Here is a 16376-nt window from a genome sequence, read left to right as displayed (position 1 = left end):
ATACGGCGTTCGGGGCGTCGACGCCGGGCCGCCCCGCTTCAGCACCAGCGGGGCTCGTCCCCGTCGTGCACGATGTCGCGCTCCGAGGACCAGGCGTACGAGGAGTCGCCGAGCTTGTACCAGACGGGGTTGCCCTTGACGCGCTGCCCGTTGACCCGGCAGGCGATCTCCACGACCGTCCCGTACTGCTTCGAGCCGATGATGCGGTAATGGGTGCTCGGGCCCGTACGCACCACCAGGCCCTGTTTGGCGACGACCCGGCCCATGCGCATGGGGACGGTGGAGCCCTCGCCGTCACCCCCGTCGGAGCCCGCCGCCAGTGCCGGTCCTGCCGTGAGGGCGCCGGCCAGCGCCCCGGAAAGGGCACACAGAGCGAAGCTGCCGGACTTCGACCTCAAAAACATGCGCTTCGGAAACATGCGCTTCCTCCTGCGAAAGGGAGAGTCCTGCGAAAAGGGGGAGTCGAAAACGAGTGGGGTTTACCGGGCGTCAACGGGACGGACGGATCGGTGCCTGCGGACCGCTGTCGCGCGCCGCGTCCTGTCGCCTACCTCGCACTCATCTCACGCTAAGGAGACTCCGAAGGGTCCGCAACTTGTCACGGTACGTAGCAGTCGCACTCGGGGGTAGCGCCCCGGTCCCCGTGTCAACCCGCCCCCGCGAGCGCCCGGTTGACGCACCCGGCCCGGCGTGCGTCCGGTTGCCGGAAGCGCCGTTCAGCCTTCACGCATCTCTCTCGTCATGCGGAGCGCGCACAGGGCCGGCACCGCCCACCGTCCGGCTCGCTGCCCGGTGCGCCGTCCGGCCCGCGGTCCGGAAGGGACCCGGATCACCGCCCGGCCCGCGGTCCGGATCCCCGCCCGGGCGCGTACGCCCCGGCCCGCCGGACACGAAGAGTGGTCACCGCCCGCATCCGGCGCGGCCGTCGAGCGCCGCCACGCGTGCGCTCCGCACACCCGGCGCGTTCACGTCGGGCACCGCCCCGCCCTCCACGCCGGACCAAGGGAGGAATCAGGGTCGCCTCAGGGGTCTCCCAGGGGCGACCCGGGTTGTTCCGTGAACGCGGCCAATGGCAGTTTGTAAACTCTTCCCGACCGAATAGAAGAAGGCCGAACTCGTCACGCTGATGCGGACGACCTAAGGCACCGGTTGATGGCATGGACCCGCGCCATGACCACCGCAAGCGAGGGGCTATGGCGTACGACACACCCGTCCGCGCCGAGTGGGTCCCGTGCTGTCCCGGCCGCCTTGGGACGCCGAGTGCGGGTGACCGTCCCCCTCGACGAAAGGCAGTATGAGCGTCATGACGACTCTCCGTTCCCGGATCATCGCCTGGGCCGGCCGCATGTATCTGGCGAGAACACAGAAGAAAGGCTTCGACCTGTCTCGAATGTCTTTCTTGCCCGAGTCTGTCCTGATGCCCCTGCGTCGCGAGGGGCTCGACCCCGTAGGCGATTTGGCGACCGTCCGGGACAAGGAGCCGATCAGCAAGCTTCCGGTGCCGATAGCCGCCAACGTCTGGCTGGTCACCGGATACGACGAGGTCAAGGCGGTGCTGGGAAAGGCCAATGCCTTCAGCTCGGACTTCACCAACCTCGTCGGCAAGGCCGGCGCCGGCGTCGAACAGAACCCCGGGGGCCTCGGATTCGCCGACCCGCCGGTGCACACCCGGCTCCGCCGGCTCCTGACCCCCGAATTCACCATGCGCCGCCTCGGCCGGCTCACCCCGCGCATCCACGAGATCGTCGAGGAGCGCCTCGACGCCATGGAAGCGGCGGGGAAAAACGGTGACCCGGTCGACATCGTCCACTCTTTCGCCCTGCCCATCCCCTCCCTCGTCATTTGCGAACTCCTCGGCGTCCCTTACGAGGACCGCGACGACTTCGAACGCCTCAGCGCGGCTCGCTTCGACCTTTTCAGCGGCGCGAACGCGTCCTTCGGCGCCATATCCGAATCGCTCTCCTATTTCCGGGACATCGTCAAGAAGCAGCGGGAGAATCCGGGTGACGGCCTGCTCGGCATGATCGTCAAGGAGCACGGCGACTCGGTCAGCGACGAGGAACTGGCGGGCCTGGCCGACGGCGTGCTGACCGGAGGCTTCGAGACCACGGCCAGCATGCTGGCGCTCGGCGCCCTGGTCCTCCTCCAGGACCCCAAGCACTTCGCGGCCCTCCACGACGGCGATGACGTCGTCGACCGCTATGTCGAGGAGCTGCTGCGCTACCTGACCGTCGTACAGGTCGCCTTCCCGCGCTTCGCCCGCGAGGACCTGGAGATCGGCGGGGTGCAGATCGCCGCGGGAGACGTCGTGCTGTGCTCCCTGAGCGGCGCCGACCGGGACGGCAAACTGGGTCCGGACATGGAGCAGTTCGACCCCTCCCGCAACGTCCCGTCCCACCTGGCCTTCGGCTACGGAATCCACCGCTGCGTGGGCGCCGAACTCGCCCGGATGGAACTCCGCGCCGCCTACCCCGCCCTGGTCCGCCGCTTCCCGCACATGCGCCTCGACGCCAAGCCGGAGGACCTGGCCTTCCGCAAGTTGTCGATCGTCTACGGCATCGAGTCGCTCCCGGTCCGCCTGGACGGCTGACGCCGGGGCTGGTCGGCTGACGCCCGGGCTGCTCGGCCCGGCCGCCGCCGCCCTTCCCCCGGATCACCACCCGCTCTCGACGGCCGCCCGCGGGCGGCCGGCGGCGCGTCCTCCCCGTGGTCCGCGTGCGGCGCGAATGCAGACTCCCCGCGCCCGGTCCCGCACGGTATCGTGCCGGTGGCGTTCCGTGACAGCGGAGCTGGAGGTGGCACGTCGTGGCCCGAGCCTGGGAATCCGACCCGTCGGCGTTATTCGTCAGACGCCTGGGGAAGTCGGCGGAAGAACTGGGCAATTCCCAGGGCAGGGAGCAGTGCCCGGACATCTGGCAGCTCAGCAACGGCGATATCGCCGTCATAGGCCGCGATATGACCGACCACTACGCCCCGATCCTGCCCGAAGGCGTGACCATCGGCCCCGACGAACGACTCGTCGTCATCCCCGGCACCATGCTCTCCGCCGCGAAACCGGACATCCCCGATGTCTGACGTCCACATTCCGCCTCTCCCCGCGGACCGCGGCCGGCGCCTCGACAACGAGGAGTATCTGCGCGATTTCCGTGCCCGGGATGCCGCCATCCGCAACGGAAATTCATGGAAACTCGAACGGCTGCAGCACTTCGAGGAGGTGGGCAGTCCGTCGCGTGACGCGCTGCGGCGCGGCGACTGGGTCACGGCGCTGCGCCTGTTCGAGGAGGGCCGTGACAACCTGCGCGGGATCCAAGCGGACGAAGAGGCCCGCGGCTCGGCGTTCCACCGCGTACGCGTGGTGGAGGAGCCGCTGACGCCTTACGTGCAGTGGGAGCTGCATTCGCTTCGGATCAGCGCCGAGTACGGAGAGCGGGTGCGGATCCTGCCCGCCGAGGCGGTCGCCGCGGCGGAGGTCGGCGGACTGCTCCCGGAACTGACCATTCAGGACGACAGGGTGCTCTTCCACGTCGTCTACACCCCTACCGGGGCACCGGCCGGTGCGATCCGCTTCACCGACCCGGACCTCGTCGACCCGTGGACGGCATATGTGCGCAGCGCCTACGCGGCTGCGGAGGACATCGCGTCCTATTTCGACCGTGCCGTCGCACCGCTGCCGCCGCCCCCGGCGGCCTGACCCAGAGGGGACGCAGCCACCGGCACGCCGGCAGGAGCCAACGGGCGGTCCGGAGACTCGACCAATGAATTCTCCGGGGAGTCCCGCGATGTCGTACAGGCCGGGAGTGTCTCCGGTGGCATCCACTTCCATGAGACGTCGAGAGCACCTGCCCCTTCCCGAACTGTTCCTCGGCAGCTCCCCGCCGACGTGCACGCTTTCGTCAACCGGACCGACGAACTCGGTCAGCTGAACGCCGTCCTGACAGGACGGGGCGGCGGTCGGCTCGTGGTGTCCGTGCACGTGGTGGCCGGCACAGCCGGGGCAGGCAAGACCTCCCTGGTCCTGCACTGGGCCCACCAGGTCAAGGACCGCTTCCCCGATGGCCAGCTCTTCGTGAATTTCCGGGGCTACGATCCGCGCGAACCCGTCACCGCCGAGCAGGCGTTACGCGGCTTTCTGCGCGCACTCGGCGTGGCCTCGGCCGACGTACCGCAGGACGTGGACGACGCAGTCGCGCTCTACCGTTCCCTGCTCGCCGAGCGCCGGATGCTCATCGTGCTCGACAACGCTGCCACGGTGGGTCAGGTGCGACCGCTGCTTCCGGGCAGCGGGGACAGCCTGGTCCTGGTGACCAGCCGCAACCGCCTGGCGGGTCTCACCGTGCGGGACGGCGCTCGTCGGATCACTCTCGGTACGCTCCCCGAACCGGAAGCCGTCGCACTGTTGCGGGCCGTCACACGGGACTACCGCCCGGGAGACGACCCGGACCAGCTCACGGAACTGGCCCGGCTGTGCGCACACCTCCCGCTCGCCCTGCGGATAGCCGCCGAGCGCGCCGCAAGCCATCCGCACCTGAGCCTCGACGACCTGCTTGCCGACCTGCACGACGAGGCCGCGCTCTGGGACGCGCTCAGCACAGGCATCGAGGAGGACCCCGAGGCCGTCCGGACGGTCTTCGCCTGGTCCTACCGTGCGCTGCCGCCGCACTCCGGTCGCCTCTTCCGGCTCCTCGGCCTGCACCCCGGACCGGAGTTCGGGCTCCACGCGGCCGCTGCCCTAGCCGGCCTCACCCCCAGCCGTGCCCGGCAGCTCCTGGACGATCTCGTCGGGGCCCATCTGCTGGAGCAGAGCGGCCCCGACCGCTTCCAGTTCCACGACCTCCTGCGCGCCTACGCAGCCGACCAGGCTCACGACGAGGAACCGGCGGAGGAACGCGAGGCCGCCCTGCGCCGCGCACTGGACTGGTATCTGCACACAGCGGACGCGGCACAGACCTGGCTCCAGCCCGGCGAGGACCACTTGCCGCTACCCGGGACGACCGCATCCCTGCCGCCACTGGCCTTCGCCGACTACGACGCCGCCGACTGGGCAGAGCGTGAACGTGCCGTCTTCCCGCACCTCGTACGAGTCGCCGCCGCGGCCGGACTGCACCAGCACGCCTGGCAACTGACCGCCACCTTGTGGAATGCCCTGTCCGCCTCCGCTGCCTTTGCGGACTGGCTCGGCTTCGGTCCCGCCGGCCTGGCTTCCGCCGAGCACATGAACGACACGAACGGGCAGCTTCTGCTGCTCAACCAGCTCGGCATGTCCCACCGATCGGTCGGCCAACTCGACCAGGCGGTGGACTACTTGGGCCGCGCCCTCGCTCTTGCCCGCACAGCCGGGAACCGCATGGAAGAGGCACACGCCCTCAACCTCCTGGGCCTCATCCACCTGCGTACCCGTCGACTCGAAGCTGCCGCCGCACACTTCGCGCACTCCCTGAGCATCTTCCGCGAAATGAGCGGCGACCGCTGGGCCGCCTCCGCCCTGTCCAACTTGGCCGGAGCCCACCTGGAAGCGGGAAGCCTCCGGGAAGCAGAGGTCGCGATCCGAGCGGCCCTGGCCGCTCACCGCGCCCTGGACAGCCGCCAGAGCGTCGGCAACGCCCTGTGGCTCACCGCGGAACTCCACCGAGAGCGGGACGAGAACGAGGCGGCCCGTGAGGCCATCGACGAGGCTCTCAAGATCGCGCTGAGCCTGCGCAATCGTGGACTGGAGGGCTTCTGGCTGCTCTGCCTCGGCGACATCCAGCGTGCCACCGGGCAGCACGGCGACGCGTTGGCCTCCTACCAGCGATCGGCCATGCTCCACCGGCGCCTTGGGGATCGCGGTCGCGAAGCCCTGGCCTGGCGAGGCACGGGGCGGACATACGCCGCGATGGACCGCCACGGCGAGGCCGCCGCCTTCCACCGTCAGGCCGCAGCCGTCCACCGCGACCTCGGTGCCGGGTGGGAGCTCGCCGTGGAGCTGGACCACCTGGCCAGCGCCCTCCACCCACGAGATCCCGAGGCAGCCCGCGCCCACCGGGCCGAGGCCCTGATCCACCTGACGCCGTACGGCGATCCCCGAGCCGCGGACTTACGCGCACGCTTGGAAAGGCAGCTCGCGGACATCGACGACTGAACACATTGCCGCAACTCGCCAGGAGCCATCCCCGTCGCTAGGCGGGCCGTATCGACGACGGCGATATAGCTCCGCCCAAATCCAACGGCAGCCTGAAAGCGACGTAGCGCTTCCTTCATTTCTTGCACATCGGACTGGAGCGCGAGAGCGACCATTTCTCCGTTCGGCCGACTGCGTCCACCAGGGGCAGGACCCAGGATGTCGAGGTGGCCGTCCGTGACGGACGTCGCCGACCCGCTCTCTATCCGAAAGAAGCCGGCAGATGGCGCCAGGCAGTGCAGTGGATCTTCGCATTCCAGGCCGACAATCAAGCGAAAGGCGACCGGGAACGAGAAAGGGCGGGAGTCAGTGAGACTGACTCCCGCCCTTTTCTTTCGGCATCCGCCCCGGTCACTTACGGATTTTCGTAGGTGATGTGGCGAGTGCCCCCGGCAGGATTCGAACCTGCGCACACGGCTCCGGAGGCCGTTGCTCTATCCCCTGAGCTACGGGGGCGTTGCCGCTGTTTGTGCGGCGACGGGTAGAACCCTACCAGCTCTGATGGGGTGTTCATGAACAGGATTTGCGGGAGTGGGAGCGGGAGTGGGGGAGGGGGCCGGAGGCGGTCCGACGGGTGGGGCCCTAGCGCATGCGCGGGGTGTGCCGGTGGGGGTCGGGGAAAGGTCCCTCGCATGGGGGCGGAAGTGGGCAAAACCGGGACGGCGCCGCAGGTGCGCCCCTAGTCTCATGGTGTGCCTGGCTTGTCCGGTCGGATCCTGGTTGTCGACGACAACAAGGTGATCCGGCAGTTGATCAGGGTCAATCTCGAGCTGGAGGGCTTCGAGGTCGTGACCGCGGCTGATGGTGCCGAATGTCTGGATGTCGTGCACCACGTAAGACCCGATGTCGTGACCCTCGATGTGGTGATGCCGCGGCTCAACGGTCTGCGCACCGCGGCCCGGCTGCGCTCCGATCCTCGGACCTGGGACATCCCGATCGCCATCGTCAGTGCGTGCACGCAGGGCGAGGTGAACAACGGTGAGTCGGTCGGGGTGGACGCCTTCCTGGCCAAGCCGTTCGAGCCGACCGAGCTGGTGCGGACCGTGGGGAAGCTGGTTCGCGAGGGCCGGCAGCGCGAGCGCGGGCCCGAGGGCGGCGGGATGGGCAAGGAAGACGGCGGGGGCGAGGACGGGGAGAGCGATCGGGGCCGGGCGGGGATGGTGGAGGCGGGGGGCGGCGAAGCGGGACCGGTGGTCTGCCCGGGCGGCTGAGTACGGACCCAGCTCGGCCCGGCGGCTGAGTATCGGGCAAGCCCGGCCCGGCGGCTGAGTACCGACCCGGCTCGGTCCGGCCGGCCCGGCGGCTGAGTACCGGCCCAGCACGGCGGCCGCGCGGTGTTCGCGGGGGCGGGTGGGTCCCGCGGAGTGTCCACAGGGCGAAACCGGGTCGCGTGGATGCCCCTGTTCTCCCATACGCTTGTCCCGTGACCCCCGCTGAGCTCTCCCGTACCGTCCTGCGCTCCGTGCGCGGTGCCGTGGAGGAGCAGGAGCTCTCCGTGCCCGTGCCGGCGCGGATCGTTGTGCAGCCGCCGCCGCGGCCAGGGTGTGGGGACTACGCCTCCAACGTCGCGCTGCAGCTCGCCAAGCCGGCGGGGCGGCCGGCCCGGGAGGTCGCCGAGATCCTGCGGAAGCGGCTGGCCGGGAGCGCCGGGATCGCCCGGGTCGAGATCGCCGGGCCGGGCTTTTTGAACTTCACGCTGGGCGAGGGCGCGCAGACCGCGCTCGTACGGGATGTGCTGGCGCAGGGGGAACGGTACGGGGACCGCGGCGCGGAGGACGGCCCGGTCACGGGCGGTACCGCGACCGGCCGCGGTGCCCGCGAGGTGGTCGTGGCCGACGCGCTGGCGCGGATCGAGGCGGCGGCGGGGCGCCGGCCGCGGGGTCCGGCCGCCGGCGTCGACGCCGGTGCGCGGTCCGCCGTCCCCGGGGAGCTGGCCGACCTCATCGGCCGGCTGGGCTCCGACGAGGCCCGCTGGGTCCTGCTGCGGCCCGCCGCCCATGACCCGGTGCGGGTGCCCGAGCGTGTGGTGCAGCGGGAGAGCAATCCGCGGTTCCGGGTGCAGTACGCCCATGCGCGGACCCGGGCGCTGGTGCGCGGCGCGCGTGAGCTGGGGTTCACCGGCGAGCCGGGGGAGGTGGGCGCCCCGGCGGCCGTCACCGTCGCGGACGGGCCCGCCGATCACTGCCTGCAGTCGCTGCACACCCTCCTCGCCACCTACCCCTCCGCCATCGAGAGCGCCGCGCGGCTGCGGGCGCCGGACCGGGTGGTGCGGCATCTGGAGGCGACGGCGGACGCGTTCTTCCGGTGGCACGACGCCTTCGTGCCGTTGCCCGTCGGGGACGAGAAACCCTCGGCCGTGCACCGCGCCCGCCTGGCCCTTGCCGAGGCCTGCGGAACGGTGCTCGCCAACGGCCTGCGCCTGCTCGGCATCTCCGCTCCCGAACACCTCTGATGAACGAAATTTGAGGGGATCTCCACGCCATGAGTCGTTCCGCGCATCCCGCAGGGCCCCGGCACGCCGACGTGCTGCCCGAAGGGCACTACGCCGGGCCGCCCGCCGATCTCAACACCCTTGACCCGCGTGTCTGGTCCCGTACCGTCCGGCGCGACGCCGACGGTGTGGTGACCGTCGGCGGGCTGGACGTGGCCTCGCTCGCCGAGGAGTTCGGCACGCCGGCCTACTTCCTGGACGAGGACGACTTCCGGGCGCGCTGCCGGGCCTGGAAGGACGCCTTCGGGCCGGACGCCGACGTCTTCTACGCCGGCAAGGCGTTCCTCTCCCGGGCCATCGTGCGCTGGCTGCACGAGGAGGGGCTCAACCTCGACGTCTGCTCCGGCGGCGAGCTGGCGACGGCGCTGGCGGCGGGGATGCCCGCCGAGCGGATCGCGCTGCACGGCAACAACAAGAGCACCGAGGAGATCACCCGGGCCGTCGAGGCCGGGGTCGGGCGGATCGTCCTGGACTCCTTCCAGGAGATGGTGCGCGTCGCGCACATCGCCGAGCGGCTCGGCAAGCGCCAGCGCGTGCAGATCAGGGTCACGGTCGGTGTCGAGGCGCACACGCACGAGTTCATCGCGACCGCCCACGAGGACCAGAAGTTCGGGATCGCGCTGGCGGGCGGGCAGGCCGCCGAGGCCGTACGCCGCGCCCTGAAGCTCGACGGTCTGGAGCTCATCGGCATCCACAGCCACATCGGGTCGCAGATCTTCGACATGGCGGGATTCGAGGTGTCCGCCCGCCGCGTGGTGCAGCTGCTGACCGAGGTGCGCGACGAGCACGGCATCGAACTGCCCGAGATCGACCTCGGCGGCGGGCTCGGCATCGCCTACACCTCGGACGACGATCCGCGCGAGCCGCACGAGATCGCCAAGGCGCTGAGCGAGATCGTGCGCAAGGAGTGCGCGGCGGCGGGGCTGGGCGTGCCGCGGCTGTCGGTCGAGCCCGGGCGCGCGATCGTGGGGCCGACGGCCTTCACGCTGTACGAGGTCGGCACGGTCAAGGAGCTGGAAGGCCTGCGGACGTATGTGTCCGTGGACGGCGGGATGTCGGACAACATCCGCACCGCCCTGTACGACGCGGAGTACAGCGTGGCCCTGGTGTCGCGCACGTCCGACGCCGAGCCGATGCTGTCGCGGGTGGTCGGCAAGCACTGCGAGAGCGGCGACATCGTCGTACGCGACGCCTTCCTGCCGGCCGACGTGGCGCCGGGGGACCTGCTCGCGGTGCCGGCCACCGGCGCGTACTGCCGGTCCATGGCGAGCAACTACAACCACGCGCTGCGGCCGCCGGTCGTGGCGGTCAGGGACGGCGAGGCCAGGGTGATCGTCCGGCGGGAGACGGAGGAAGATCTCCTGCGGTTGGATGTCGGGTAGGGCCGGATCGCCGGGGCCCGGCCCCGGATGAAATAAATGTCTCGGCATCCGGACGACGGACGGAATCTGCCGTCCGGTGCGTGAGACTGGTGCATGAGCAGGCTGGCTGCTGGTGCACGAGCAAGCCGAAAATCGCTTATCGATGAGAAGCAGAGGTCGAATGATGCGTACGCGTCCGCTGAAGGTGGCGCTCCTGGGCTGTGGTGTCGTCGGCTCAGAGGTGGCACGCATCATGACGACGCACGCGGACGACCTCACGGCCCGCATCGGCGCGCCCGTGGAGCTCGCGGGGATCGCCGTGCGCCGCCCGGACAAGGTGCGCGCCGGCGTTCCGGCCGAGCTGGTCACCACCGACGCGACCGCGCTCGTCAAACGCGGTGACATCGACGTCGTCATCGAGGTCATCGGCGGGATCGAGCCCGCGCGGTCGCTGATCACCACCGCCTTCGAGCACGGCGCGAGCGTGGTGTCCGCCAACAAGGCGCTGGTCGCGGCCGACGGCGCGGCGCTGCACGCGGCGGCCGAGGCCAACGGCGCGGATCTGTACTACGAGGCCGCCGTCGCGGGCGCGATCCCGCTGGTGCGGCCGCTGCGCGAGTCGCTGGCCGGCGACAAGGTCAACCGGGTGCTCGGCATCGTCAACGGCACCACCAACTTCATCCTCGACAAGATGGATTCGACGGGGTCGGGGTACAGCGAGGCGCTGGACGAGGCGACCGCCCTGGGGTACGCCGAGGCCGACCCGACCGCCGATGTCGAGGGGTTCGACGCCGCCGCCAAGGCCGCGATCCTGGCCGGTATCGCCTTCCACACGCGGGTGACCATCGACGATGTGCACCGCGAGGGGCTGACGGAGGTCACCGCGGCCGACATCGCCTCCGCCAAGCGGATGGGCTGCACGGTCAAGCTGCTGGCCATCTGCGAGCGGGCCGCCGACGGGGGCTCGGTCACCGCCCGGGTGCACCCCGCGATGATTCCGCTGACGCATCCGCTCGCCTCCGTCCGCGAGGCGTACAACGCGGTCTTCGTCGAGGCCGACGCGGCCGGTCAGCTGATGTTCTACGGCCCGGGCGCGGGCGGTTCGCCGACCGCCTCCGCGGTCCTCGGCGACCTCGTCGCGGTCTGTCGCAACAAGCTCGCCGGCTCCACCGGCCCCGGGGAGTCGGCCTACACGGCGCTGCCGGTCAGCCCCATGGGCGAGGTCGTCACGCGGTACCACATCAGTCTCGACGTGGCCGACAAGCCCGGCGTTCTTGCGCAGGTCGCGACGGTCTTCGCCGAACACGGCGTATCGATCGATACGGTCCGTCAGCAGGGCAAGGACGGCGAGGCCTCCCTCGTCGTCGTCACCCACCGGGCGGCCGACGCGGCGCTGTCGTCGACCGTCGGGGCACTGCGCGAGCTGGACACCGTCCGCGGTGTCGCCAGCATCATGCGGGTCGAAGGGGAGTAAAGGAACCCATGTCTGCCAATTCCACCGTGACCAAGACAAGCAGTCAGTGGCGCGGAATCATCGAGGAATACCGTGACCGGCTTCCGGTCAGTGACACGACCGAGGTCGTCACCCTCCGGGAGGGCGGCACGCCCCTCGTACCGGCCCAGGTGCTCTCCGAGCGCACGGGCTGTGAGGTCCACCTCAAGGTCGAGGGTGCCAACCCCACCGGCTCCTTCAAGGACCGGGGCATGACGATGGCCATCACGCGCGCCAAGGAGGAGGGCGCCAAGGCCGTCATCTGCGCCTCCACCGGCAACACCTCCGCCTCGGCCGCCGCCTACGCGGTCCGGGCCGGGATGGTCTGCGCGGTGCTCGTCCCGCAGGGCAAGATCGCGCTCGGCAAGATGGGTCAGGCGCTGGTGCACGGCGCGAAGATCCTGCAGATCGACGGGAATTTCGACGACTGCCTCACGCTCGCCCGGGGCCTGTCCGAGAACTACCCGGTCGCACTTGTGAACTCCGTGAACCCGGTGCGCATCGAGGGGCAGAAGACCGCCGCCTTCGAAATCGTCGACATGCTCGCCGACGCACCCGACATCCATGTGCTGCCCGTCGGCAACGCCGGCAACATCACGGCGTACTGGAAGGGCTACCAGGAGTACGCGGCCGACGGCATCGCCAGCCGCACCCCGCGCATGTGGGGCTTCCAGGCCTCCGGCAGTGCGCCGATCGTGCGCGGTGAGGTCGTCAAGGACCCGCACACCATCGCCACCGCGATCCGCATCGGCAACCCCGCCTCGTGGGCGAACGCCGAGCGCGCCCGGGACGAGTCCGGCGGCTTCATCGACGACGTGACCGACCGTCAAATCCTGGCCGCCTACCGCCTGTTGGCCGCACAGGAGGGCGTCTTCGTGGAGCCCGCCTCGGCCGCGTCCGTCGCCGGCCTGCTCAAGGCCGCCGAGGAGGGCAAGGTCGACCCCGGCCAGCGCATCGTCTGCACGGTGACCGGCAACGGCCTCAAGGACCCGGACTGGGCGGTGGCCGGAGCGCCGCAGCCGGTGACGGTCCCGATCGACGCGGACGCCGCGGCCGAGCGGCTCGGCCTCGCGTAGCACCTCCCGCCGTACGGCGCTGACCTGCGCATACGGCACCCGGTGACGGGGCGCTCGGCGTCCCGTCACCCCACACATTGCAAATTGTGCAAAGGCTGCAAAGCCCGGCGAAGGCAGTGCCGGGGCGCAGGAAGGCGCGCGACACGCATCGTGCGCCTCCTGTGCGCCCTATGTCGCGACAGAACCTTCCTTCGATAGGCTGGCAGCCAACTCCCCTCCCCACGGCATAACGCAGTGGTGTTCAGGGCAGGTCAGAACAGTCCCCATGAGCCGGCCGGGCATCTCGGTGCCGCGGCGCTCCGGGGCAGTACCGCAGCATCAATCAAGGAGAGTCATCGAGCGATGGCCGGTCCCGCGTTCCGCGCCGCCGCCGTCCGGGTGCGCACCCCCGCTACCAGCGCCAATCTCGGTCCCGGCTTCGACGCCCTGGGTCTTTCCCTGGGCCTGTACGACGACGTCGTGGTGCGGGTGGCCGACTCCGGGCTGCACATCGACATCGCAGGTGAGGGCGCCGACACCCTGCCGCGCGACGAGAGCCACCTGCTCGTACGGTCGATGCGCGCCGCCTTCGAGCTGCTCGGCGGCCAGCCGCGCGGCCTGGAGATCGTCTGCGCCAACCGCATCCCGCACGGCCGCGGCCTGGGCTCCTCCTCGGCCGCCATCTGCGCGGGCATCGTCGCCGCCCGCGCCGTGACCATAGGCGGCGAGCAGAAGCTCGACGACACCGCGCTGCTGGAGCTGGCCACCGAGATCGAGGGCCACCCCGACAACGTCGCCGCATGCCTGCTGGGCGGCTTCACGCTCGCCTGGATGGACACCGGAACCGCGCGGGCGATCCGGATGGATCCCGCCGATTCCATCGTTCCGGTGGTCTTCGTGCCCGGGAAACCGGTGCTCACCGAGACCGCCCGCGGACTGCTGCCGCGTACCGTCCCGCATGTGGACGCCGCGGCGAACGCCGGCCGCGCCGCACTGCTCGTCGAGGCCCTGACCAGGCGCCCCGAGCTGCTGCTGGCCGCGACCGAGGACCGACTCCACCAGGAGTACCGCGCCCCCGCGATGCCGGAGAGCGTGGCCCTGGTGAACCGACTGCGCGCGGACGGCGTCCCTGCAGTCGTGTCCGGTGCGGGCCCCACGGTGCTCGCGCTGGTCGAGGAAGCGGCGGCCGAGAAGGTCGCGGCGCTGGCGGGTGAGGGGTGGGCGGCCAACCGGCTGACCCTCGACGCGGCAGGGGCCTGTGTGCTGCCGCTCGCCGGGTGATCACACGGGTGATCGACGATTGCCGGTCTTGGAGAGGGGGAATGTTTGTTGGATCCGGTAGTGTTAACCTCAAGTGAGTACGAGACGCCGCAGTGGCGCTGTGCTTCGTGTCCCCATTCGGGACCACCTTTCTTCCGGGAGCCTCCCAAACTGCTTGGAGCAGTTGCCTGAGCAGAAGCGAGCTTGCTCCGGAATCGGCGTGACGACATGAGTCACTCTGCATCTCATCGCGCCGGAACCAATGAATCGATTTCTCCGCCACTTCCGGCGGGACCACCGCCCCGGCCCAGTCCACGAGACCAAGGACCCAGCCGGACAGCACAACCGGTCGCCGAGCCAGACAGGCCGACGCCCGCTCCAGGGAAGGACCCTTCGTGAGCGACACCACCGATCTGATGGGCGCGCGCACCGATGGCAGTGCCACCACGCCCGCCACGGACGCTCCCGCCGCGCCTGCCACCACGCGGCGCCGCCGTTCCGGCACCGGCCTTGACGGCATGGTCCTGGCAGAGCTGCAGCAGGTCGCCTCCGGCCTCGGTATCAAGGGCACCGCGCGGATGCGCAAGAGCCAGCTGATCGAGGTCATCAAGGAGAGGCAGGCCGGCGGCTCGGGCGCCGGCGCCAAGGCCGACGCGCCCGCCGACACCGAGACCAAGCCCAAGCGCCGTACGACCTCCAAGGCACGCACCGGCGACGACGGCGCGGAGCCCGCCGCCAAGGCGGACAAGGCCGAGCGGGGCGCCAAGGCCGACAAGGCCGCGGACAAGGCCGGCGCCCAGCAGCAGATCGACATCCCCGGTCAGCCGGTCAGCGACGAGCAGCCGGCCGGCGAGCGCCGCCGGCGCCGGGCGACCGCCGCCGCGGGCAGCCCCGAGACCGCGGGCGACGTCAAGACCGACACCAAGGTCGAGGCGAAGACCGAGCTCAAGGCGGACGCCAAGACCGAGACCGCGGTGGCCCCGCAGGAGACCGGCGAGGGCCGGCCCGGCAAGGGCGACCGCCAGGACCGCGGGCAGAAGGGCGAGCGCGGCGAGCGGCGCCAGCGTGACCGTGGCGACCGCGGCGACCGCGGTGACCGTGGCGACCGAGGCCGCAAGGGCGACGCCGGCGACGGCGGCCAGGGCGGTCAGGGCGGCCAGCGCCAGCGGGACCGCCGGGACGACGACGACGACTTCGAGGGCGGCCGCCGGGGCCGTCGCGGCCGCTACCGCGACCGCCGGGGCCGCCGTGGTGGCCGCGAGGACTTCGGCAACGAGCCGCAGGTGTCCGAGGACGACGTCCTGATCCCGGTCGCGGGCATCCTGGACATCCTCGACAACTACGCGTTCATCCGTACCTCCGGCTACCTCCCCGGCCCGAACGACGTCTACGTCTCGCTCGCCCAGGTCCGCAAGAACGGCCTGCGCAAGGGCGACCACGTCACCGGCGCGGTCCGCCAGCCCAAGGACGGCGAGCGGCGCGAGAAGTTCAACGCGCTGGTCCGGCTCGACACGGTCAACAGCGTGGCGCCCGAACAGGGCCGCGGACGGCCGGAGTTCGGGAAGCTGACGCCCCTCTACCCGCAGGAGCGACTGCGCCTGGAGGGCGAGTCGGGCGGTCTGACGACCCGGATCATCGACCTGGTCGCGCCGATCGGCAAGGGCCAGCGCGGTCTGATCGTGGCCCCGCCGAAGACCGGCAAGACCATGATCATGCAGGCGGTCGCCAACGCGATCACCCGCAACAACCCCGAGTGCCACCTGATGGTCGTCCTGGTCGACGAGCGTCCCGAAGAGGTCACCGACATGCAGCGGTCGGTCAAGGGCGAGGTCATCTCCTCGACCTTCGACCGCCCGGCCGAGGACCACACCACCGTCGCCGAGCTCGCCATCGAGCGCGCCAAGCGCCTGGTGGAGCTGGGCCACGACGTGGTCGTGCTGCTGGACTCGATCACCCGTCTGGGCCGTGCGTACAACCTCGCGGCTCCCGCCTCCGGCCGCATCCTGTCCGGTGGTGTCGACTCGACCGCGCTCTACCCGCCGAAGCGCTTCTTCGGTGCCGCGCGCAACATCGAGGACGGCGGTTCGCTGACCATCCTGGCCACCGCGCTGGTCGACACCGGCTCGCGGATGGACGAGGTGATCTTCGAGGAGTTCAAGGGCACCGGCAACCTGGAGCTCAAGCTCGACCGCAAGCTCGCCGACAAGCGGATCTTCCCGGCGGTGGACGTGGACGCGTCCGGCACCCGTAAGGAAGAGATCCTCATGGGCAGCGACGAGCTGGCCATCGTCTGGAAGCTGCGCCGGGTGCTGCACGCCCTGGACCAGCAGCAGGCGATCGAGCTGCTGCTGGACAAGATGAAGCAGACCAAGTCCAACGCGGAGTTCCTGCTGCAGATCCAGAAGACGACGCCGACCGCGGGCAACGGCAACGACTGACGCCCTGGCGCCGTAGCCACAGCCCCCCTCGCCCATACGGGTGAGGGGGGCTGTGTGCTGGGTGCCCCGTACGGCGTGCGCCGCGGCCGGTGATCTGTGAGCCGCGTCGCGTCCGGGGGCCC

12 protein-coding genes and 1 tRNA gene are annotated in these 16376 nt (G+C 70.7%); 11 read left to right on the top strand and 2 right to left on the bottom strand.

The window, feature by feature from the left end; all coding sequences use genetic code 11:
* Positions 1-38: 38 nt before the first annotated feature.
* Positions 39-419, bottom strand: a complete 381-nt coding sequence (locus AC0680_RS32675; protein ID WP_478636045.1) for an SH3 domain-containing protein — start codon at positions 417-419, stop codon at positions 39-41.
* Positions 420-1294: 875 nt separating this feature from the next.
* Here AC0680_RS32675 and AC0680_RS32670 point away from each other — a divergent pair.
* From AC0680_RS32670 to AC0680_RS32655, 4 genes are all read left to right on the top strand, one after another.
* Positions 1295-2590, top strand: a complete 1296-nt coding sequence (locus AC0680_RS32670; protein ID WP_478636042.1) for a cytochrome P450 — start codon at positions 1295-1297, stop codon at positions 2588-2590.
* Positions 2591-2805: 215 nt separating this feature from the next.
* Entirely contained in the window at positions 2806-3075 is a 270-nt protein-coding gene (locus AC0680_RS32665; protein WP_478636039.1) for a hypothetical protein, read from the top strand.
* A complete protein-coding gene (locus AC0680_RS32660; protein WP_478636035.1) occupies positions 3068-3691 on the top strand; it encodes a DUF6879 family protein in 624 nt (207 codons plus the stop codon). The genes AC0680_RS32665 and AC0680_RS32660 overlap by 8 nt, the downstream gene beginning before the upstream one ends.
* Positions 3692-3880: 189 nt before the next feature.
* Positions 3881-6118: an ATP-binding protein gene (locus AC0680_RS32655; RefSeq protein WP_478636032.1), complete on the top strand. Its 2238-nt coding sequence runs from the start codon at positions 3881-3883 to the stop codon at positions 6116-6118.
* Positions 6119-6541: 423 nt separating this feature from the next.
* On the opposite strand, the gene AC0680_RS32650 is transcribed toward AC0680_RS32655, so the two are convergent.
* Positions 6542-6613 (bottom strand) — tRNA-Arg (locus tag AC0680_RS32650).
* Between the two features lie 245 nt (positions 6614-6858).
* Here AC0680_RS32650 and AC0680_RS32645 point away from each other — a divergent pair.
* The 7 genes from AC0680_RS32645 to rho all read left to right on the top strand — a co-directional run bounded on the left by AC0680_RS32645 (position 6859) and on the right by rho (position 16254).
* Positions 6859-7368 (top strand): response regulator, encoded by a 510-nt coding sequence (locus AC0680_RS32645; RefSeq protein WP_478636148.1) that lies wholly within the window; start codon positions 6859-6861, stop codon positions 7366-7368.
* A gap of 212 nt (positions 7369-7580) precedes the next feature.
* Entirely contained in the window at positions 7581-8609 is a 1029-nt protein-coding gene (nrtL, locus tag AC0680_RS32640) for an ArgS-related anticodon-binding protein NrtL (RefSeq protein WP_478636029.1), read from the top strand.
* 29 nt (positions 8610-8638) lie between these two features.
* A complete protein-coding gene (lysA, locus tag AC0680_RS32635) occupies positions 8639-10030 on the top strand; it encodes a diaminopimelate decarboxylase (RefSeq protein ID WP_478636026.1) in 1392 nt (463 codons plus the stop codon).
* A 160-nt stretch (positions 10031-10190) separates the two neighbouring features.
* The gene (locus AC0680_RS32630) at positions 10191-11483 is read left to right on the top strand and encodes a homoserine dehydrogenase (protein WP_384434112.1); all 1293 of its coding nucleotides are present in this window, start codon (positions 10191-10193) and stop codon (positions 11481-11483) included.
* An 8-nt stretch (positions 11484-11491) separates the two neighbouring features.
* A complete protein-coding gene (thrC, locus tag AC0680_RS32625; protein ID WP_468974526.1) occupies positions 11492-12577 on the top strand; it encodes a threonine synthase in 1086 nt (361 codons plus the stop codon).
* Between the two features lie 342 nt (positions 12578-12919).
* Positions 12920-13837, top strand: a complete 918-nt coding sequence (gene thrB, locus AC0680_RS32620) for a homoserine kinase (RefSeq protein ID WP_478636023.1) — start codon at positions 12920-12922, stop codon at positions 13835-13837.
* Between the two features lie 374 nt (positions 13838-14211).
* Positions 14212-16254 carry a transcription termination factor Rho gene (gene rho, locus AC0680_RS32615; protein WP_478636021.1) on the top strand — a complete coding sequence of 681 codons (2043 nt, stop codon included), beginning with the start codon at positions 14212-14214 and terminating at the stop codon, positions 16252-16254.
* The last annotated feature ends 122 nt before the right edge of the window (positions 16255-16376 follow it).

The sequence above is a fragment of the Streptomyces sp. NPDC043738 genome, assembly GCF_056436545.1.
The sequence above is the reverse complement of the archived record's forward strand: the minus strand, read 5'-3'. Positions and strand labels throughout refer to the sequence as shown.